Raw genomic sequence first — 16,798 nt, 5'->3', positions numbered from 1 at the left:
TCTGACAGTTCGCCGTCGCTTTATAAGCATCAGGATGTTCGGAAATCAGTCCTGATACGCAGTTTTGATCGTCTGGTCTCCAGTTACCGCACCAATCTTCTGCACCAGATTGGTCGACCCGAGCTGTGAGCGTAGCGTTAGCTGTTCCAATTCCATCAGAGCTAATGATCGTTGCAACCGGAATCTGCGGATGTAGTACAAAGTCTGTCGGAAATTCTTGCGCAAAAACGAATGACGTTAAAAGACAACCGGCTACCGATACTATGCACCTATTAATCACTACTTGCCCCTTTTTTCAGAATGTAAATTACCAACCAATTACGTGGATGTTTGAATCTCTAAATAAATACCACAGTACAAGATAACCTAGAGACGTGAAGATGGGGACAATATAAGCCTTACCACCCACCTTTACTTTTTTCTTCGCTCCAGTCTGTTTAGTAACTATCCTTTGCGTATTCCATCGGATGACTCGGAAACTAACTAGAAACGGAATTATTAAATATAGCGCCATACTGCTACTATTAATACTTGGTGGCAAGGGAAAATATGTTACCCAAAGTAACCATACGAATGTTACTGCGATGAGAGGGAAAACAACCATTTTTCCACTTATATCCTTTGTGAAATCGTTTCGGCAATTCACAAAGTCGTCGTGTATTTTTTTCAGAAAATTAGTACCAAAGACGCCATGCGTCTGATTATCTGCTGCTTTAAGAACTGAATCGTCAATATCACCGTTTACTAATGAGAAAATTTCCGGCGACACTTCCTTTAATTTAGATGCAAAATCTTTAGGGGATTGGCGTGAAAGTGAGCTCGAAAGTTCGTGCAGTTCACCTTTCTCACGTTCAAGGAACTTATTAAAGCGATAAACGGGCTTTGACATCAGAATGCAGGAGCCTTTTATCTCTTCCCCTTTGTTTTTCCCAGTATAGTTTGCGCGGTAAACTTTTAGATTTAAACCCGTTGGGATCGGCAGAAGGGCTGAATCAATATTCAAATCCTTGTAGGTAATATTCTGAAAGCTATAATCAAACTGATAATCTTTATTTTTATCACACAGCCCAGCCGAGGAGATCCAATCCAATACTGCGTGATCGTCCTGATGGTAATTGTCGGATACGGACAAACCATTTGACGATGACTTAAGGGTAACATCGCTGTTTACTATTACTTTGACAGAGTAACAATCACTGTGCCAACCAGTTTTAGCACAGGTGCTACACCCAAAATTACCACGACCGTTACAGCTTAAACAGCGCGTACGGTATTGAAAGTTGCTCCAGTCACACCAATTGCAGCGCACTTTCCCTTGTGCATTACAACTGCCGCATCGGTGTTGCGAATTATCTCCTACATGATGAATTATACCTGTTCCTGAACAGGAGTAGCAGAACTTATATCCCGTAGCATCGCAGTGGTTGCACGGGCACGTTCCTTCTCCAGAACAATTATTGCAATAGAGACTGCCAGTCCCACCACATGGATCGCACCGAAATTCACGAATAGTCGCTACATAATCATCAATGGTTTCGTTGATCTTTCCTTGTCTGATCAATGCTTGAATAGCGGAATGATTGTTAAATTCTTGGCGTACCGCAATGGCCTGCTGATCAATAACTGATAAGCATTCGCCATGAGAATTAAACCGGGGCGCATTACTCTGAATACGTCCTTGATAGCGGGTCGTATACCACTCGGTCGCTATTGTGGTTTTAAATAGCCACTCAGATTCCATTAGTTCAAATGAAAACTGCTCATCAGTTATCTCAGATTTGCCACCAACAATTCTGAATAGGTCATCAATTTCTTTCTTTAAAAGGGTTTTGCCAATAACTGGCCCGACACTATCCTTCGAAGATGATTGATCAATTTCGCTCTTACTCATTTGGAACCTGCTCAGTATCTAAACGACTGCCTTGAAGGGAAGTGTATTGCTTGAAAATTGGCCATACACCGATCGCGGCAAGTGCGCTTCCCAACTGCGAGAATTCTGGTTGCAACGCGAGTGTCTGGTGTAGAACGTGGTGTTTAATTTTGGTAGGATTGGACGTAGTCAAGCTTATGGCTGATGAATAGACACGATTTCCTTGGCCCATTACATGCGCGGCGACTATACCTAGCAGAAGTGCTGCGAGACTTGCACTCACGAGTGATTTATTCAGAAAACGCAGCGGACGAATACCTGATGTTCCTACCAGCTTCAGCCCGTAATTCGTAAACTTAAACAAGTGTAAGATAGCTCCGGCCAGCGACAACAAGATTGCCATCACCGGCAACTCAACCGCTTTCAGCGATTGGACGCCTCTAAATGAATACTCACTTTTGGTTTCAAAATCTTTTGCTGATAACTTTAACATCATCAGCAAATTATCAGCTGCCCCTTTCAGAGAAGGGTTAAATACAATGTTTTGAAAGTCTTCATCGGATAGATCTGCACTAATGGCTTTAGAAGCCTTCGGCAGATATAAAACCTCTTGCAAACGCTTTTGAATTGCCTTGTGTTTTACGAATTCGCTATAGGAAAGACCCGGAGGGACATATGCGCCAACAGTGTCAAGAACACCCTTCTCATAAGAATTATTTATCTCAGAACTTATTTTCTTTGAAACTATGCTCTTGAACGTCTTTTCGTCATTAGGGTTATAGCCATTAGGGAAACTAAGACCTTCACTTTTGAGCCTCGACACAATGGCAGAACGCTCACGTGCGGAATAATTTCTTTTTCGACCAATCCTGTATTCGACCGACCTGCGAAACTCGTCCCATTTCTGTGCAGCATGTGAAGGCACTTTATCCAGAGCAGCTTTGAAATCGGCACTAGCTACTTGATATGATTGATAACTATCGCTTAGGTTTCTAAGGGCATCGTCAAATTGTGCGGCACGAAAATCAGATGGCTCGCCATAAAGGCGCTTTGCTTCATCTTTAGCCAGTTGCTCAAGAGAAACACCCGTCAACCGATACAAATTGCCGTTGTCATCGTCTACGAGGGCCGGAAGATAAGAAACGAACATTTTCCAATCACCTGTATCAGTAGCAACAAGGTCTTTTATCCCTTTCTCGCCAAGTTGCCGCTTAGACAGATTTGTTAGGAATGCGCTCTTCAGCTCCTCTCCGCTCCTCCGCATTCCCGTTTCCTCACCAACGAAATTCAGCATATCGTACGTGAATTTAACTGATGGAACGGCGACAACGGTTGCAATCAGAAATGTAGTTAGAACAGGCAAGCGCGTTGCGCATATAGGAAACACAACTGAACCGACAAGCAGGATTGCTACAGCAACTCCTGTCAGCAAACGGCCCACTTTTTCGACTTGTTCAATATCTCCCTGAGCATCAGAAGCTAAGAAATCGATCAAGAATACCGAATACGGAATTTCAATTGTCAGATAAACGCCCGTTAAAACGAGCATAAACACTGTATACCCACGCTGCACGCAAACCCCCTTTGCGCTATACCCAGTGCAGATCTTTAGACTGTACTGCTAATAAAAAGCAATCTTTATAAATAGGTATATTCTCTGTTTAAATGACAAAGCCCTGACGCAAGGGGGTATTCTTAGTTAACGAGGCTGACTAAGCTTAATCGTCTATGTGCAATGGATTGCGATCCATGCGAGACTTGAAGTCAGGCTGTGCAAAATATTTGACGATATTAACTATCGCAGTTCTGCGCAGAATGTGATCTTTTGCACGAGGAATAATTATAATATCGTCACTTGGAAGGTTAGCGATATCGTCGATGCTAAGCACTTCACGTTTTACCTCTTGATAATTCACGCCTTCATTTTTCGATTTGTTCGAGAACACATCAATCGGCACCGTTATGTCTGGATGGCGCCCGTCTGGCAAGTGTCTATTCCTTGATGATTGAGCAGAGCGGGTCGGGTGCAGTCATGTCTCCGGCCTTTTGATGCAGCGTTTTCATGCCGCTGGCCCTGATGTTATCCGCCTGATCAGATCCCTATCACTTTAGCGCGCTCTGATGCGCAATACGGTGCCACGGGTTCTTCTGATTATGCGGTCCATTCCGCTATGTTTTGTCATCACGTCATAGTCACGCCGCCAAAGTTAGCTCCGTTACCGGAGATTCATCATCTGCTTGAGGTTATGCGGTTATTATATTGGTTGATGAGTTCGTTTTGATGTCGACTTCATAGTCCCGCTTATGGATGATAACGGCCCAGGCGATGCGGGCCATTTTATTTGCCAAAGCAACCGCAACGAGCCTGAATGGCTTCTTTGCCAGTAATTGCCTCGCCCATAGGGCAAGAGCGGACTGGCTGGTTCCCTTCCGGATACTGTAGAGCGCTGCAGTTGCCCCAACAACCAGAAGTTTTCGCAAGTGGCGGTTGCCCATTTTGGAGATGCGTCCCAGACGTGGCTTTCCGCCACTGGAATATTGTCTGGGCACAAGTCCGAGATAGGCGGCGAATTCGCGTCCGCAGGAGAACTGTTTGGCAAAAGCTGCAAGACTGGCTGTCATATAGGTTGCAGTCAGCACACCAATACCGGGGATAGTCGCTAGCCGGTTACTGGTTTCACTGTCACGGTGCATTTCCACAATTGCGCGGTCGAGTTTGGCAATCTGCCTGTCAGTCTCAATCAGCATCTCTGCCAGCGGTTGCAAGGCAGTGACAGCAATTTCTGGAACCTGCGCAGAGCTGTTCATCTTCTCCTCCCGGTGTTGCAAAAGCGCAAGCAGGCTGCGGACATTGCGTGCACCTTCAGCGACAACGATCCCCAACTCAGAAAAATGTGCGCGAATTGCGTTGATCAGGGCTGTACGCTGTGTGATCAGGAGTTCCCGTGCTGAATGGAGCATCAGGGTTGATTGCTGCTCAACGCTCTTTACCGGCGCAAAGCGCATAGTAGGACGAGAAACAGCTTCACAGATTGCAGCTGCATCCGCAGCATCATTCTTTTGACGCTTCACGTAAGGTTTTACGTAAGCGGGTGAGATAAGCCGAACGTCATGTCCCAGAGATTGCAGCGTTTGGGCCCAATAGTGTGCAGTCGCGCAGGCTTCTATGCCAATCAGGCAGGGAGACAGTGTCTTGAAAAACGTCAGCATCTGCGAGCGGCGAAGGCGTTTGCGCAACAAAACCTGTCCGTCTGCATCAACCCCATGAACCTGGAAGACATTCTTTGCAAGATCAAGTCCGATTGTCGTAATCTGTGTCATGATGGATGGCTCCTTTCTATGGTTTGTCCAATGAACCGATAATGGCACATCTGATGCACAAGCAGGGCGCCATCCATCACATCACTTTAACCTGAGCAAGTTCGTAATTTTGTCTATGGTGCTGAAATTATGCAGCTTTCAGGCAAGCGATTTCACGCCACATATTTGTAGCGGTCTGACGCAGCTCGCGATGGTTTGCTGAGGAGAGAAGGTTGCGGGGAAAGTAGTAGAGATTGTAGACCGGGTCGTGAATGGATGCGAAGCGTTGCACATGTCGCGCTGATTTAAAAGCGCTTCATGACCCGCTCTCGTCGTCGGATGGGCTGGTGCGAATTCTCAGCGCGGTTGTTCAAGCCTTTGTGCTGACGATGCTCGCAAACGCTCATCCCCAGGTGTCGTTTGGCAGCACCATAAGATCTCAGCTTATCGCTGACCATTACACGAGCCGAACAGCCCTGGCCGCGTAGAAGTTTGCGCATAAAACGCTTGGCAGCCTTGGTATTACGGCGCTTCTGGACCAGAACATCGAGTACAAATCCATCCTGATCAACTGCGCGCCACAGAAAATGCTTCTCACCCTTGATTGTGATGACCATTTCATCCAAGTGCCATTTATCACCAAGGCGTGGTGTGCGACGACGGATCGTATTGGCGTATTCACGTCCAAACTTCTCCGCCCATTCGTGCACCGTCTTGTAGGTAACAATGATCCCACGGTAAGCCAGCATGTCTTCGACCATGCGAAAGCTGAGTGGAAAGCGATAATACAGCCATACCGCTTCGGCGATGATCTCAGCAGGGAAACGATGGCGGTGATAAAGAGAAGCGCGAGGTTCGATCATGCCGTATGTTCACAGCTCATGCTTACGTCAAATTTAAGGTAACGGTGCCCTTTGAACTCTTTGAGAAATTTCGGACGTTAAAAAACCCCGCCATGCGGTGGCGGGGTTTAAGACATTTAAGTTTAGCTAGCAGCCAATTAGCGGAACAGCGATAGTATGCTCTGGCTGCTTTGGTTGGCAATTGAAAGCGCCTGAACGCCGAGCTGCTGCTGAACCTGAAGTGCAGACAAACGTGCGGATTCTGCATTCATATCCGCATCAACCAATGAACCAACACCACGATCAATAGCATCAATCAACTTGCTATTGAACGATGACTGTGATTCGATTCGCGTCGAAACACCGCCAAGCGTAGCTGCTGCTTTACGCATAGCGTTGAGTGTTCCTTCTACGCCGGACGCTGTAGTTGGCGGAGTTGAAAATCCAGCTTCTAAGTCATAAGCTGCAACGTCAATGGTCGTAACTTCGCCACCGGTTCCATCAGATACACTACCCTGTGTGTAACCAGTAACAATCTTAGCGGCTTCACCGTCGCTCGCCAAGAGATTGACACCCTGGAAGGATGCTGCTTTCGCAATAGCAACAATCTGCTTGCTGAGTTCTGCGACGTCTGCGTTAACAGTCTCAGCATCAACACCACTTGCATCAAGAGTAGCGAGCTTTGCCTGAATTTTTTCGGCAATACCAATCGATTCTTCAAGTGCAGTTTTTGCAGTGTCAACAACGCCCTTACCAATGCCGAGGGCTTCCTGAGCTGCTCCGAGCGTCTTGCTCTGTGATGTCATGGAAACCGAGATCGACCAGTAAGCAGCATTATCCGCAGCAGTATTGACCTTCTTGCCTGTAGCGATGCGATCCTGCGTGGTGGCAAGATCACTATTAGTGCTCTTCAATGTTTGAAGAGCAGTCAATGCAGAGGTGTTTGTAAGAAGACTTGACATATTATGGTCCCTTTGAATTTAATTGGGACATCTCGGAATTTCACCGATAACTGAGAGCGACATCATGTCAACCTTTGAGCGCACGGCGCAGGCCTCAATTGTATTTTTTAGATAACTGACAAATGTTAACAAAATATTAACACGCGCAAAACACAATCGCTTCACTAAAATTTCTCAGTGACAATTCAATTAATTATTTTAGAGCGTTTCCCTGACTAATTGAACGGACTACTATGCAAACCAATCATATGCTCATTTAAGCAATCTAACGATGAAGTTTGCCAGTATTGATTTGCTCATGCTCAGATTAGCCAGCTTCTTGGAAGTAGGAATAAAATATTAAGGTCGTGATATTAAAAACAATATTCTATAAATGCACCATCATTAATAATAAATATTGGTGTTGTCATCTTAGTGAAAATCAAACGAATGGCGATACTTCATCACAGTACATATTGTGCCTGAGGAACCAAACCTTTTGCGGATTATCGGTGTTAAAATGCACTACTTCTTGGAAATTCCTCTTTGATTATTCAAAGAAGAAAACCCCTAATTTGGTGCGGCAAGTGTCAGTAATTAATTAGCGATATAGATTAGCCAATAAAATTCTTCTTAGAAGTCTGAGCGCTATTACGATTGTAATCAATGAGACTATACCGGCAGGGAGTAACATCCACATATCAGTGTTGAGCAATATTTTATGCGTCCCCAGCATAGTTTCGGGCTGCTGAGCCCATGAAAAATTGAGTTTCTTAATCGAAAGAAAATCAATTGGAGAATAAAAAGACCACATGCCATGTTGGAGATAATTAAATATCTGAACGACTAGTGCAACAAAGCCAATCATAACCGCGATCATGGCTACATAGCAGTAAGCCATAAACAAGAACTCAGTGATTGTTAATATGAGCTTCTTTAGTTTAGAATCTTCGCCGTATATTTTCATTTTCCAACCCAATTAAGACTTACACAGCATGTGGCTTTGCAGTTAGATCCACGCCAAGTGCACGCATAACAGCGAGAGTTGTCTTGAGCGTCGGATTGCCACGTTCGCTGAAAGATCTGTAAAGCTGCTCACGCGAGAGGCCCGTTTTCTCTGCAATTTCAGACATGCCCTTCGCTCGCGCCACGACGCCAAGCGCCTTTGCGATATAAGCTGCATCGCCGGTCTCAAATGCATCCGCCATGAAGAAAGCAATTTCTTCGTCGTCAGTCAGCGCTGCGGCTGGATCGTATGTTGTTATTTTTTCAGCCATTGTCTTCAGTCCACTCCGATGCTAGCAATTTTGCTTTAGCAATATCGCGCTTTTGTGAGCTTTTATCTCCACCACATAAAAGCACGATCAATACGTTGCCGCGCTTCTGAAAATAAATGCGATAGCCAGGGCCATGGTGAATGCGCAGTTCGCTTATGCCCTCACCTACCGGCTCCACGTCTCCCGGCAAACCTTCTGCCAAGCGCATTAAACGCGTGGCAATGATGGTTCTTGCTCGTTTGTCACGCAGCCCTGTTTCCCATTTTTGGAAAACTAGTGTTTGTTTAATCTCTATGACCATATCACACCTGTAGTTTTAAAACTACATTATTTCAAGCATCACGTTTAGCAAAGTGACCTACGTCAAATTGAATGCCTTCCTTCGCTTTTCGCTGGGTAATCGCGAGTATTTCGTCTTGTTCTTTTTTGCCGATCCCGCGCGCTGTCCTAATCTTGCGCAGACGCTCTGTTATTTCGCATTGCTCATCCATTATGGCCGCTCCTGTTTTTGGTAACTTTTCTGCACGCAGATATAAAAAACCCCGGAAAACCGGGGTTTTAATCATTTAAAACTTGGTGTCGCCTTGGTTTTGCCTGTGCTTATTCAGCTCGTTTTCGAACAATTTCTGTTTCTCATCATTATCTAATTTACTGTTAGCAACATCTCTCATTTTCAAATTAAGGAATGTTGCCTTATCGTTTTTGTTGCCTGAATGAAAATAAATATTGGAAGCGACAGCTGCATCACAATTATCTTCGGGTAGTCTAATTTCTGAGCTGCTCTTTTCCGCTTTACAATTGTTGCTGCTCCAAAATTGACCTAAGTTGTACTGACCTTCGACACTGTCTTCAACGATACCATATTTTTCAGCTGTAATTTTATTCAAGTGACTAACGTCTGGTCGCGGTTTCTCCGGGTTAAAAACTATATGCCTTTCAACATATTTTACCCTGTTTCCAAGCTTAGGTGTTGTGAAGTAAACTTTCGTGCGCCCTTCCTGATAAGTGTCAGCGGAAATCTCATCAATGAAAGGCTCTGATTGAATTTCTTGATTGCCAAAATGAACCTTTATTTCTTCTATGCTGCTCTCGGCGTAAAGTTCCTTCAATTTTTCTTTGACTTCAGCTGGTGTCATACCAATTTTGATGCCAATAATATCATAATCGACATCATGCTTTTTTGGCTCAATAACTTCACCAAAACCAAATGTCACAGATGGTGTACGTTGCGCGATTGCTCCGCTTGAGAGAAGTGAAGCACTGATAATAACTGATGCTATAATTCTGATTTTCATTCCAAACCCCTTTTTTGCCTGCATCTGATTTACACATGTTTTTACAAATAAACGACAAAAAAACCCCGGCAAAACCGGGGCTTATCTTATTTAAAGAGGGTTACTGTTCTCGCTAAGATTTCATTGACAGTGTCATCCGGAAGCTTCTCGATAAACTCGCCTCTAAATTCTTTAACATTCATAACGCGCGGCATGTCTGATCTCACAAAGCCACCCGTTATTGTATTCTCAAGCTCAACCGCGAAAGCATTCTTTTCAAACTTTTGTTGAATGACAGGAACAACAATGGCCAATCCAGCCACGCTATTATAAGCATATGGAGAAACAACAACAACCTCAGATATAGTGTGTTTGTTGTCATTATTTAAATAATGAATTAGATATACATCACCGCGTTTTACTTTTGCCACGATCAACCCCCAACAACAGTTGCATTGATGTATTTTAATTCTTCGTCTCCAAGATCATCAATTTCAGGAAACTCTGAATTTGCCATCAATTCTTCGAGTCGATACTCAGGAAGTGGATCTGCCATTATTTGAATACGGCCTTCCTTAAATTCGATGCCGCATTTTTGGCCAGGCACGATCCCGCTCTGATCCAGCACAAAAGGAGGGATCGCGACCATAACTGATCCGCCAACTTTTCTTACACTCGTTTTATACATATGGATGTCCTCGTTATGTGATTCATTTTGTTATATAAATTATATAATCTGACAATTAAAATGTGGCAATAGTATTATAATTATACAATTAATAAAGGGGTAGATTAGACTGTAATGTAATAACTTAGCTTTCTGATTTATTGATATTTAAGTGATCCGGTATCAAAATTATAGGTAAAGCCTTTGATGCAATCTCTTGAATTCTTTATTTCTTCGTTTTGCATGATTTCAACGTCTAGCTCGCCGCCGGTGTCAATGGCTTTTAATATAGTTCCGTCCGCAATGTGTGCGTTATCACCTGTAGATATGCAAACATTAGGAATTGTGTGATAAATAAAGCCTCCATTGTTCGCATTTTGATAGGTTAAGTTAGCTTGACATATTATGTGCGTATCGGACAGATTATCGCAAAGTCCATTTCCGTTGTGGACTGCAAGCGTCCATTTTTTCACCCTGTTCTGCTTCTAAAAAATACTAAAGAAGAACTGCATTGGCTCATTTTTTTTAGGATCGACTTTTATGTATGGGTAGCTATCTGTAAGTCCTTTTAAGTATGTTTGCGAATCCGTATCAATTTTGGTAAGTGGGAGAAATTTAATCTTTGTTTCTGCTTGAGCTACGTCTGTAGTTGCTAGCGTTGCGATGAGTGTAACTGCGATTTTTTTGAACATAAAAGATCTCTTTTTTTAGGGGTAATAGAAACGGTTCTGTCGCGAAATTTTCACTTCTGCTGCGCTACTGTCCCTTCGGAGCGCATAATTGAGTGAGGTGACAGGGTATGGCAATCGATTTCAAAGGGGCTCATTTTCCTAAAAGTGTCATCCTGCATGCAGTCTTCTTTTACGTGCGTTACCCGGTTTCCTATCGTGACCTTCAGGAAATTCTCGCAGAACGCGGCATTGCTGTGGATCATGCGACCTTGAACCGATGGGTTGTCCGGTACTCACCGCTGATCGCTGCCCAGGCGCAATCGCGTAAGCGGCCCACGGCCCGTTCATGGCGTGTTGACGAGACCTATATCAAGGTTCGTGGTCAATGGACCTATTTGTACCGAGCCGTTGACCGAGATGGCCAAACACTTGATTTCATGCTCGCCGAACGCCGAAATCTCGGTGCTGCACGGCGTTTCTTCAAGAAAGCCATCGCAGCCAACGGTGTTCCAGACAAAATTGTCATTGATAAAAGTGGAGCCAATCTGGCCGGAGCACAAGCTGTAAACACAATCCTGAAAATCACTGGTCACAGCAAGATGATTGAAATCCTGCAGGTTAAATATCTCAACAACATCCTTGAGCAGGATCACCGGTTTATCAAGCGAATTACCAAACACATGTTGGGCTTCAAGGCATTTCATTCGGCCTCAGCGACAATCGCGGGCATCGAAGTGGCACATATGATCCGCAAGAACCAATTTGCCAATGACAACCGCTCGCCATTCGAGGTCTTTGCGGAGCTCGCAGCATAATTGCGTCTGAAGATCAGGCTGCTTTTAACCTGATGGAAAATTTGCGACACAACCGCACAAGGTCTGGCTCATGCTGCCGTCGCAGCCGCTGCGGTAATTGATTTTCCTGCAGCCATTATTGATGGGTGGCTACCAGAAAACATCCGACATAAGATCGTTGAAGCGACGAAGCTTGAGCTTAAACGCATCGACCTGAGAGGGATTGCTGCTCCGGAGATTGTTGAAGGAACAGTCGGCATTCATGGCAAAGCGGTGGGCGCTGCAAGCTTACCACTTTCTCATCGTTATCTTTTTGATCAAAGCGTACTCTTTAAAGAATGAGCGTTCACACCAAACTATTTATCAATGTAACATCACCCTGCAGATAGCAAGCTTCCCGTTTAAGGTATTATTTTTGCTCGAAAATAGCCAAAATACCAAGTTTCAGTGATAGCTAATTTTGATGCCTTTGGTCCATTCTGTCTTCGGATAATTTCCTCATTTGAAGGGCGGGGGCAAAATTGAAACGCCATATCTGTATTTCCGTGGTTACGCGCGACAGACCGAAGATGCTCGCTAATTTGCTTACGTCGTTGAGTGAAATAACCCACCCGTCTTCTGATGATGTTTCTTTCCTGATCGTTGAGAACAACGGTCAGCCTTCATTAAACGAGGTTATTGATACATTCCGCAACGACGTTTCAGGCACCGAAGTTGCATATTTCAACGAAGGAACACCCGGCATTTCCGCAGTGAGGAATGCCGCGCTGAACTATGCTGCCGAAAAAGGCTATGACTTTCTGGTCTTTGTCGATGATGATGAATGGGTCGAAAAAGACTGGCTGGTCAAATTACTGCGGAGCGTGACCGCTTGGATCTGGATATCATTGGTTCTCCTGTGTGGCCTTTCCCATTTGAACCCGACCTCACGCTTATGCAAAAAGTGGTGTGGTCGGGGCTAAAACACAGCAGCCTGAAGTCGGAGCGGAAATGCAAATCGAAGTCAAGTTCGGGACAAGGGCATAAGATCAAGATTGCAACTGGAAGCTGGATGGGGCGTTTGAGTTTCTTCAGAGAGACTGGCCTTAGTTTCGATCAAAGGTATAATCTGTCGGGCGGAGAAGATTGGCACTTGTGGGCAAAGGCCAAGAGCCTTGGCGCTAAAACTGGCTGGGCCTGCGATGCGATCGTCTACGAAGCAGTGCCGACAACCCGGCTGACACTATCTTATCATTTCCGCCGCAACCGTGATCATAACATTACTGAATTCGCGGCGCGTTACAGAGAGAACCCACAGAAGACCCTGAGAGGGCTTCCATTGAAATTGACCAGTCGTGGGCTCAAATTTTTGGGAGCACTATGCGCCATCCTCTTCTCGGGTGGGCGTGGCCTTGTGTCATCTGCAACGGCTTTGGGTGGTTTAATCGGTCTGCTACAGGGATCTGTCGGAACAAACGCAAACCATTACGCCAAGACGACCGGATCTTGAGATAGCGCTCCGAGTTCATACTGAACCGCAACGATGCTGCAAGCGCTGTGAATTGTTGTTTGAGTGAAAGCAATGCAGTTGATCCGAAATCGTCTTGCAGCTTTCACATCATTTTTTCCTGCTCGATTTTACTTTGATATCATCAGGACGACCTTCCTTCGGTTCGCCGCGACAATCGCTATCAACACCGATTTGTTGCATCAACGAAGCAACAGCTGCTTCCAATTGCGGATCGGCATCCATACTGAACCTGTTCGGATCAAATGGAACAATAATATCAGGCGTAATAATCTCGTTCTCGTATTTGCGACCATCAACATGACGATAAGGCAGGACCGGGAAACTATATTGCAAACCCGGAAGAACATCCCTGTCAACTTTAGTGACAGATGTGCCGGTATTAAGAACGACATCACCCACAAGCTGACCGATTTTCTGATCCTGATAAGCTTGCGGGAAAATGGATCCGTCAGAGTAGCTAAAACTATCGACCAATACAGCGCTTGGCCATCCGCAAGTATCTGCGTCTCAATGGCGTTGAGCCAAAATTTCAGGTTGTCATTAAGCATGGAATAAGATGGGGTGGTTGCCGCCCTCCCCAGACGGCATCGCAATGTGCCAGAGTGTGATCGTTGGAGATCATGTAGCGGAGAGGATGGCAATGAAGTATACAATGATCGGGGTTGATCTGGCAAAAAATGTTTTCCAGCTTCACGGCGCGTCGCTGACGGGCGAAGTGCGGTTCCGCAGGAAATTGTCGCGCGGTCAGTTTCTGCGTTTTATGGGAAGCCAGCCCGCTTGCATTGTCGTCATGGAGGCATGTGGCAGCGCCCACCATTGGGCGCGGGAGATGGCGGCGCTGGGCCACGAAGTCAAGCTGATCGCGCCGCAATATGTGCGACCATTCGTGAAGCGCCAGAAGAATGACGCCGCCGACGCAGAGGCCATTGTCATCGCGGCGCGTCAGCCGGAAATGCGGTTTGTCGAACCCAAAACTCCCGATCAGCAAGCGCGCGCTATTCTGTTCCGGGCAAGAGAGCGCATTGTCCACCAACGCACGGAGTTGGTGAATGCCCTGCGCGCAATGCTCTATGAATATGGCCATGTCGTTCCTGTGGGCATCGGACATATCAAGCGGCTGGAAGCGGCGCTGAACGACGTGGCCAATAATTTGCCCGATCTGGTGCGCGAGGAAGGCCTTGATCTGCTGGCCCAGATCGGTGAAATGACCGCCAAGATCGATAGCAAGACGCAGAAATTGGCCTCACTTGCCAAGCAGACCGATGTGGCGCGGCGTCTTCAGACAATGCCTGGCATCGGGCCTATGACAGCCGTGGCTGTCGAGGCTTTTGCGCCGGCAATGGAAAGTTTCAAGTCGGGCCGTGAAATTGCAGCCTGGCTCGGCCTTGTCCCGAGGCAGTTCTCATCCGGAGGCAAGGAGCGGTTGGGCAAGGTCTCAAAGGCCGGGCAAGCGGACATTCGCAGGCTGCTGATCATCGGCGCGATGGCGCGTGTGAATTGGGCGAGCCGCAAGGAAGCATCAGCGGATCCCTGGATGATGCGTATGCTTGGGCGAAAGCCCCGAATGCTGGTGGCGATCGCGCTGGCGAACAAGATGGCACGCATGATTTGGGCGATGTTGATGCGGCAGGAAGATTATCGAAATCCGACGTTGACGACGGCGGCATGAAGGCTGCTATCACCAACGTTGGCAAGGAGGTGTGAGAAGTCGATGACCTGAATGGGCGCAAGATCGAACGATCCGGATCAAGAAAACCAGTGGGAGTCCTTCGAGCGTCATAGCTCGGGAATAAGATTTGGACCTGATCCGCTGATCACCATCCCGGCCAGCGGCTTCTGAAAGCGCCGCAAATGAAGGCCTGACAGAAGACCGCATTCGATCACACGTCCAAAGGCTCAGAAACAACTTGCACAACGGGTGGCAACCACAGAAGGACCCCATTTGAGGGGTTATCGGCATCCAAACGGGGCTCTGACGCAATCTCGATGACATCATGGCGCTCCTACAATACGTGCCTCAAGCAAATCGAGTTTCCCGCGGCCGTACATCTGACGCTTGATGAGTTTCAGTTTCGTGATCTGGCCCTCTGTCTGGCCGTTCGACCATATTGAAATTATTGCGTTTTGAACCGCTGCTCTGTCGCGGATAATGCCATTGGCGAATGATGCGACTAGACTTCTTGCCGCGCGGTCGAGCCATGCTTCCAGATCACCCCTGGACTTGCTGCGCAGCATGTTGTGAAAGCTCTCGATGATATCTCTAGCCTCGACAAGGTCCGGTAATCGCTCCTCGATTGCAGCAACCGTCATCGCTTGAGCCTTGGTCAATTTGTTGCGTTCAAGTGTCATCAGGCGGACGATGGTGCGTGCTGCCGGCGCGTGGCCGAGCCCGTTTTCGGCTTTTTCGGCTCGCCTTCGTCGTGTCGCCCATTCTGTAACGACACGAAGACCGCCACCAAACCCGGCCAAGCGAAGCTGCCGCCAGAGTTCAGCGCCGTTTCGTGATCCGGCATCCCTTTGCGCTTCAAGCCACGGCAGGTGTGGTTCGAGCGAAGTGTGCCGGACCCGGAAGATGTCGGTTCGTTGACCACGAACAACGCTGCGAACCAGCTTTCGGCTGTGTCCGGTTCTGCGTACAATTTCCTTGATAGGCACGCCTTCGTCGACGAGCCCACGAATGACAGAGTTTGCCTCTTCGCGTCGCAGATATCCCTCGTATTGTAGCCGCTCGGCAGCAGTCAGAAGCTTGGGATTTACGGTTGCTGTGCCGACTGCCATGCGGACCTGTCGCATCGACTTGCGCACGGCGTCGAGAAAGGCGTGGCTGGCATTTTCCATCAGATGCCAGCGGTCGGCGACTTGATCCGCATGTGGCAGGGCTTGTGAAGTAGCCTGCGCATAGCCGCCACCGCGATCGCGTGCGACGATCTCGATCTGCGGCTGCTGGATTAGCCAGGCCTTGGCAGTCGCCGCTTCCCGGTCGGGGAGCAAGGCGATTGTTTTTCGCCGCTCAAGGTCGCAAATGATTGTGCCATATTGGTGATTGCGACGCCACGCCCAGTCATCGATGCCGATAACACTCGGCGGTGGTGGAGGCGGCCGATCATACCGGCGAACGGTTCGAAGCAGCGTGTCGTTGCTAACCGGAAACCCGAGACGATTTGCGAACCGTGCCGCTGGGCGACCACCCAATGCCAAAGCCAGATGGTGCACCAAGTTGTCCAGGCGTGCTGTCCGGCGCGCCAGAGGTCGGACTATGTTGTCACCGAAACGTTCCGCGAAAATCTTTCGGCGGCATTGGTTGGCACTACAGACGAAGCGTCGGACGGTCAGATGCAGTTCGATCCTCCGGCCTGCACACGGCAGATCGCAAATTATCCGAAGATAGCGACTATGAACACGACGGGAGGTCGTACCGCATTCGGGGCATCGGCAATCGCGCGACTGACCATATGCCGAAACGACGATTGCATCGGATCTTTGATGTACAGCCTCCACGGTCAACTCGGCAGGGATCAGATCGGAAAGTCGAAACTGGGCTCGCATGGCACTGATTCTCCTTCAGAAACCAAGCTAATAGAACCCAAAACATCATCGAGAATGATGGTGTGGAACGGCCCTTCGCACCGGCATCGAGGATGCCTATTGTGGT

17 protein-coding genes and 3 pseudogenes are annotated in these 16,798 nt (G+C 47.2%); 3 read left to right on the top strand and 17 right to left on the bottom strand.

Annotated elements, in window-relative coordinates; translation table 11 throughout:
* Positions 1–307: 307 nt before the first annotated feature.
* The 14 genes and pseudogenes from RI570_RS20250 to RI570_RS20185 form a co-directional block, all read right to left on the bottom strand.
* Complete coding sequence (locus tag RI570_RS20250) at positions 308–1,891, bottom strand: hypothetical protein (protein ID WP_313830644.1); 1,584 nt, start codon at positions 1,889–1,891, stop codon at positions 308–310.
* The gene (locus tag RI570_RS20245) at positions 1,884–3,425 is read right to left on the bottom strand and encodes a hypothetical protein (protein WP_313830642.1); all 1,542 of its coding nucleotides are present in this window, start codon (positions 3,423–3,425) and stop codon (positions 1,884–1,886) included. Before RI570_RS20245 ends, RI570_RS20250 begins: the two co-directional genes overlap by 8 nt.
* Before the next feature lie 163 nt (positions 3,426–3,588).
* A complete protein-coding gene (locus tag RI570_RS20240; protein ID WP_313830640.1) occupies positions 3,589–3,858 on the bottom strand; it encodes a hypothetical protein in 270 nt (89 codons plus the stop codon).
* Between the two features lie 256 nt (positions 3,859–4,114).
* Entirely contained in the window at positions 4,115–5,191 is a 1,077-nt protein-coding gene (locus RI570_RS20235) for an IS110 family transposase (protein ID WP_313830638.1), read from the bottom strand.
* Between the two features lie 127 nt (positions 5,192–5,318).
* A pseudogene (locus tag RI570_RS20230) lies at positions 5,319–6,033 on the bottom strand (IS6 family transposase).
* A gap of 137 nt (positions 6,034–6,170) precedes the next feature.
* Positions 6,171–6,974 (bottom strand): flagellin, encoded by an 804-nt coding sequence (locus RI570_RS20225; protein WP_313830636.1) that lies wholly within the window; start codon positions 6,972–6,974, stop codon positions 6,171–6,173.
* A 965-nt stretch (positions 6,975–7,939) separates the two neighbouring features.
* Positions 7,940–8,230: an addiction module antidote protein gene (locus tag RI570_RS20220; RefSeq protein ID WP_313830634.1), complete on the bottom strand. Its 291-nt coding sequence runs from the start codon at positions 8,228–8,230 to the stop codon at positions 7,940–7,942.
* Complete coding sequence (locus RI570_RS20215; RefSeq protein WP_313830632.1) at positions 8,223–8,531, bottom strand: type II toxin-antitoxin system RelE/ParE family toxin; 309 nt, start codon at positions 8,529–8,531, stop codon at positions 8,223–8,225. Before RI570_RS20215 ends, RI570_RS20220 begins: the two co-directional genes overlap by 8 nt.
* A 31-nt stretch (positions 8,532–8,562) precedes the next feature.
* Positions 8,563–8,796, bottom strand: a complete 234-nt coding sequence (locus tag RI570_RS20210; RefSeq protein WP_313830630.1) for a hypothetical protein — start codon at positions 8,794–8,796, stop codon at positions 8,563–8,565.
* The gene (locus RI570_RS20205; protein ID WP_313830628.1) at positions 8,797–9,525 is read right to left on the bottom strand and encodes a hypothetical protein; all 729 of its coding nucleotides are present in this window, start codon (positions 9,523–9,525) and stop codon (positions 8,797–8,799) included. It lies immediately after the preceding gene.
* 86 nt (positions 9,526–9,611) lie between these two features.
* Entirely contained in the window at positions 9,612–9,935 is a 324-nt protein-coding gene (locus tag RI570_RS20200; protein WP_313830626.1) for a type II toxin-antitoxin system PemK/MazF family toxin, read from the bottom strand.
* 2 nt (positions 9,936–9,937) lie between these two features.
* Positions 9,938–10,192, bottom strand: a complete 255-nt coding sequence (locus RI570_RS20195) for an antitoxin (RefSeq protein WP_313830624.1) — start codon at positions 10,190–10,192, stop codon at positions 9,938–9,940.
* A 137-nt stretch (positions 10,193–10,329) separates the two neighbouring features.
* Positions 10,330–10,644: a hypothetical protein gene (locus RI570_RS20190; RefSeq protein WP_313830622.1), complete on the bottom strand. Its 315-nt coding sequence runs from the start codon at positions 10,642–10,644 to the stop codon at positions 10,330–10,332.
* Between the two features lie 12 nt (positions 10,645–10,656).
* Positions 10,657–10,863 (bottom strand): hypothetical protein, encoded by a 207-nt coding sequence (locus tag RI570_RS20185; RefSeq protein WP_313830620.1) that lies wholly within the window; start codon positions 10,861–10,863, stop codon positions 10,657–10,659.
* Between the two features lie 107 nt (positions 10,864–10,970).
* On the opposite strand from RI570_RS20185, the gene RI570_RS20180 reads away from it, so the two are divergent.
* Together RI570_RS20180 and RI570_RS20175 are read left to right on the top strand one after the other, a co-directional pair.
* Entirely contained in the window at positions 10,971–11,657 is a 687-nt protein-coding gene (locus tag RI570_RS20180; protein WP_313830619.1) for an IS6 family transposase, read from the top strand.
* A gap of 548 nt (positions 11,658–12,205) precedes the next feature.
* Positions 12,206–13,125: pseudogene (locus tag RI570_RS20175) on the top strand (glycosyltransferase family 2 protein).
* 34 nt (positions 13,126–13,159) lie between these two features.
* On the opposite strand, the pseudogene RI570_RS20170 reads toward RI570_RS20175, so the two are convergent.
* Both RI570_RS20170 and RI570_RS20165 read right to left on the bottom strand, forming a co-directional pair.
* A pseudogene (locus RI570_RS20170) lies at positions 13,160–13,228 on the bottom strand (IS6 family transposase); the annotation flags it as partial.
* A gap of 5 nt (positions 13,229–13,233) precedes the next feature.
* Positions 13,234–13,620, bottom strand: a complete 387-nt coding sequence (locus tag RI570_RS20165; protein WP_313830617.1) for a S41 family peptidase — start codon at positions 13,618–13,620, stop codon at positions 13,234–13,236.
* A gap of 166 nt (positions 13,621–13,786) precedes the next feature.
* Here RI570_RS20165 and RI570_RS20160 point away from each other — a divergent pair, with 166 nt between their 5' ends.
* Positions 13,787–14,815, top strand: a complete 1,029-nt coding sequence (locus tag RI570_RS20160; RefSeq protein ID WP_313830615.1) for an IS110 family transposase — start codon at positions 13,787–13,789, stop codon at positions 14,813–14,815.
* A 323-nt stretch (positions 14,816–15,138) separates the two neighbouring features.
* On the opposite strand, the gene RI570_RS20155 is transcribed toward RI570_RS20160, so the two are convergent.
* A complete protein-coding gene (locus RI570_RS20155) occupies positions 15,139–16,692 on the bottom strand; it encodes an ISL3 family transposase (protein WP_313829774.1) in 1,554 nt (517 codons plus the stop codon).
* Positions 16,693–16,798: the final 106 nt, after the last annotated feature.

The sequence above is a fragment of the Brucella pseudogrignonensis genome (assembly GCF_032190615.1).
Lineage (GTDB): Bacteria > Pseudomonadota > Alphaproteobacteria > Rhizobiales > Rhizobiaceae > Brucella > Brucella pseudogrignonensis_B.
The sequence above is the reverse complement of the archived record's forward strand: the minus strand, read 5'-3'. Positions and strand labels throughout refer to the sequence as shown.

Bases quoted from the DNA above. Each gene is read 5' to 3' on its own strand.
- RI570_RS20205 (WP_313830628.1), bottom strand. From the start codon at position 9,525: ATGAAAATCAGAATTATAGCATCAGTTATTATCAGTGCTTCACTTCTC.
- RI570_RS20215 (WP_313830632.1), bottom strand. From the start codon at position 8,531: ATGGTCATAGAGATTAAACAAACACTAGTTTTCCAAAAATGGGAAACA.
- RI570_RS20250 (WP_313830644.1), bottom strand. From the start codon at position 1,891: ATGAGTAAGAGCGAAATTGATCAATCATCTTCGAAGGATAGTGTCGGG.
- RI570_RS20225 (WP_313830636.1), bottom strand. From the start codon at position 6,974: ATGTCAAGTCTTCTTACAAACACCTCTGCATTGACTGCTCTTCAAACA.
- RI570_RS20210 (WP_313830630.1), bottom strand. From the start codon at position 8,796: ATGATTAAAACCCCGGTTTTCCGGGGTTTTTTATATCTGCGTGCAGAA.
- RI570_RS20220 (WP_313830634.1), bottom strand. From the start codon at position 8,230: ATGGCTGAAAAAATAACAACATACGATCCAGCCGCAGCGCTGACTGAC.
- RI570_RS20235 (WP_313830638.1), bottom strand. From the start codon at position 5,191: ATGACACAGATTACGACAATCGGACTTGATCTTGCAAAGAATGTCTTC.
- RI570_RS20155 (WP_313829774.1), bottom strand. From the start codon at position 16,692: ATGCGAGCCCAGTTTCGACTTTCCGATCTGATCCCTGCCGAGTTGACC.
- RI570_RS20180 (WP_313830619.1), top strand. From the start codon at position 10,971: ATGGCAATCGATTTCAAAGGGGCTCATTTTCCTAAAAGTGTCATCCTG.
- RI570_RS20185 (WP_313830620.1), bottom strand. From the start codon at position 10,863: ATGTTCAAAAAAATCGCAGTTACACTCATCGCAACGCTAGCAACTACA.
- RI570_RS20160 (WP_313830615.1), top strand. From the start codon at position 13,787: ATGAAGTATACAATGATCGGGGTTGATCTGGCAAAAAATGTTTTCCAG.
- RI570_RS20195 (WP_313830624.1), bottom strand. From the start codon at position 10,192: ATGTATAAAACGAGTGTAAGAAAAGTTGGCGGATCAGTTATGGTCGCG.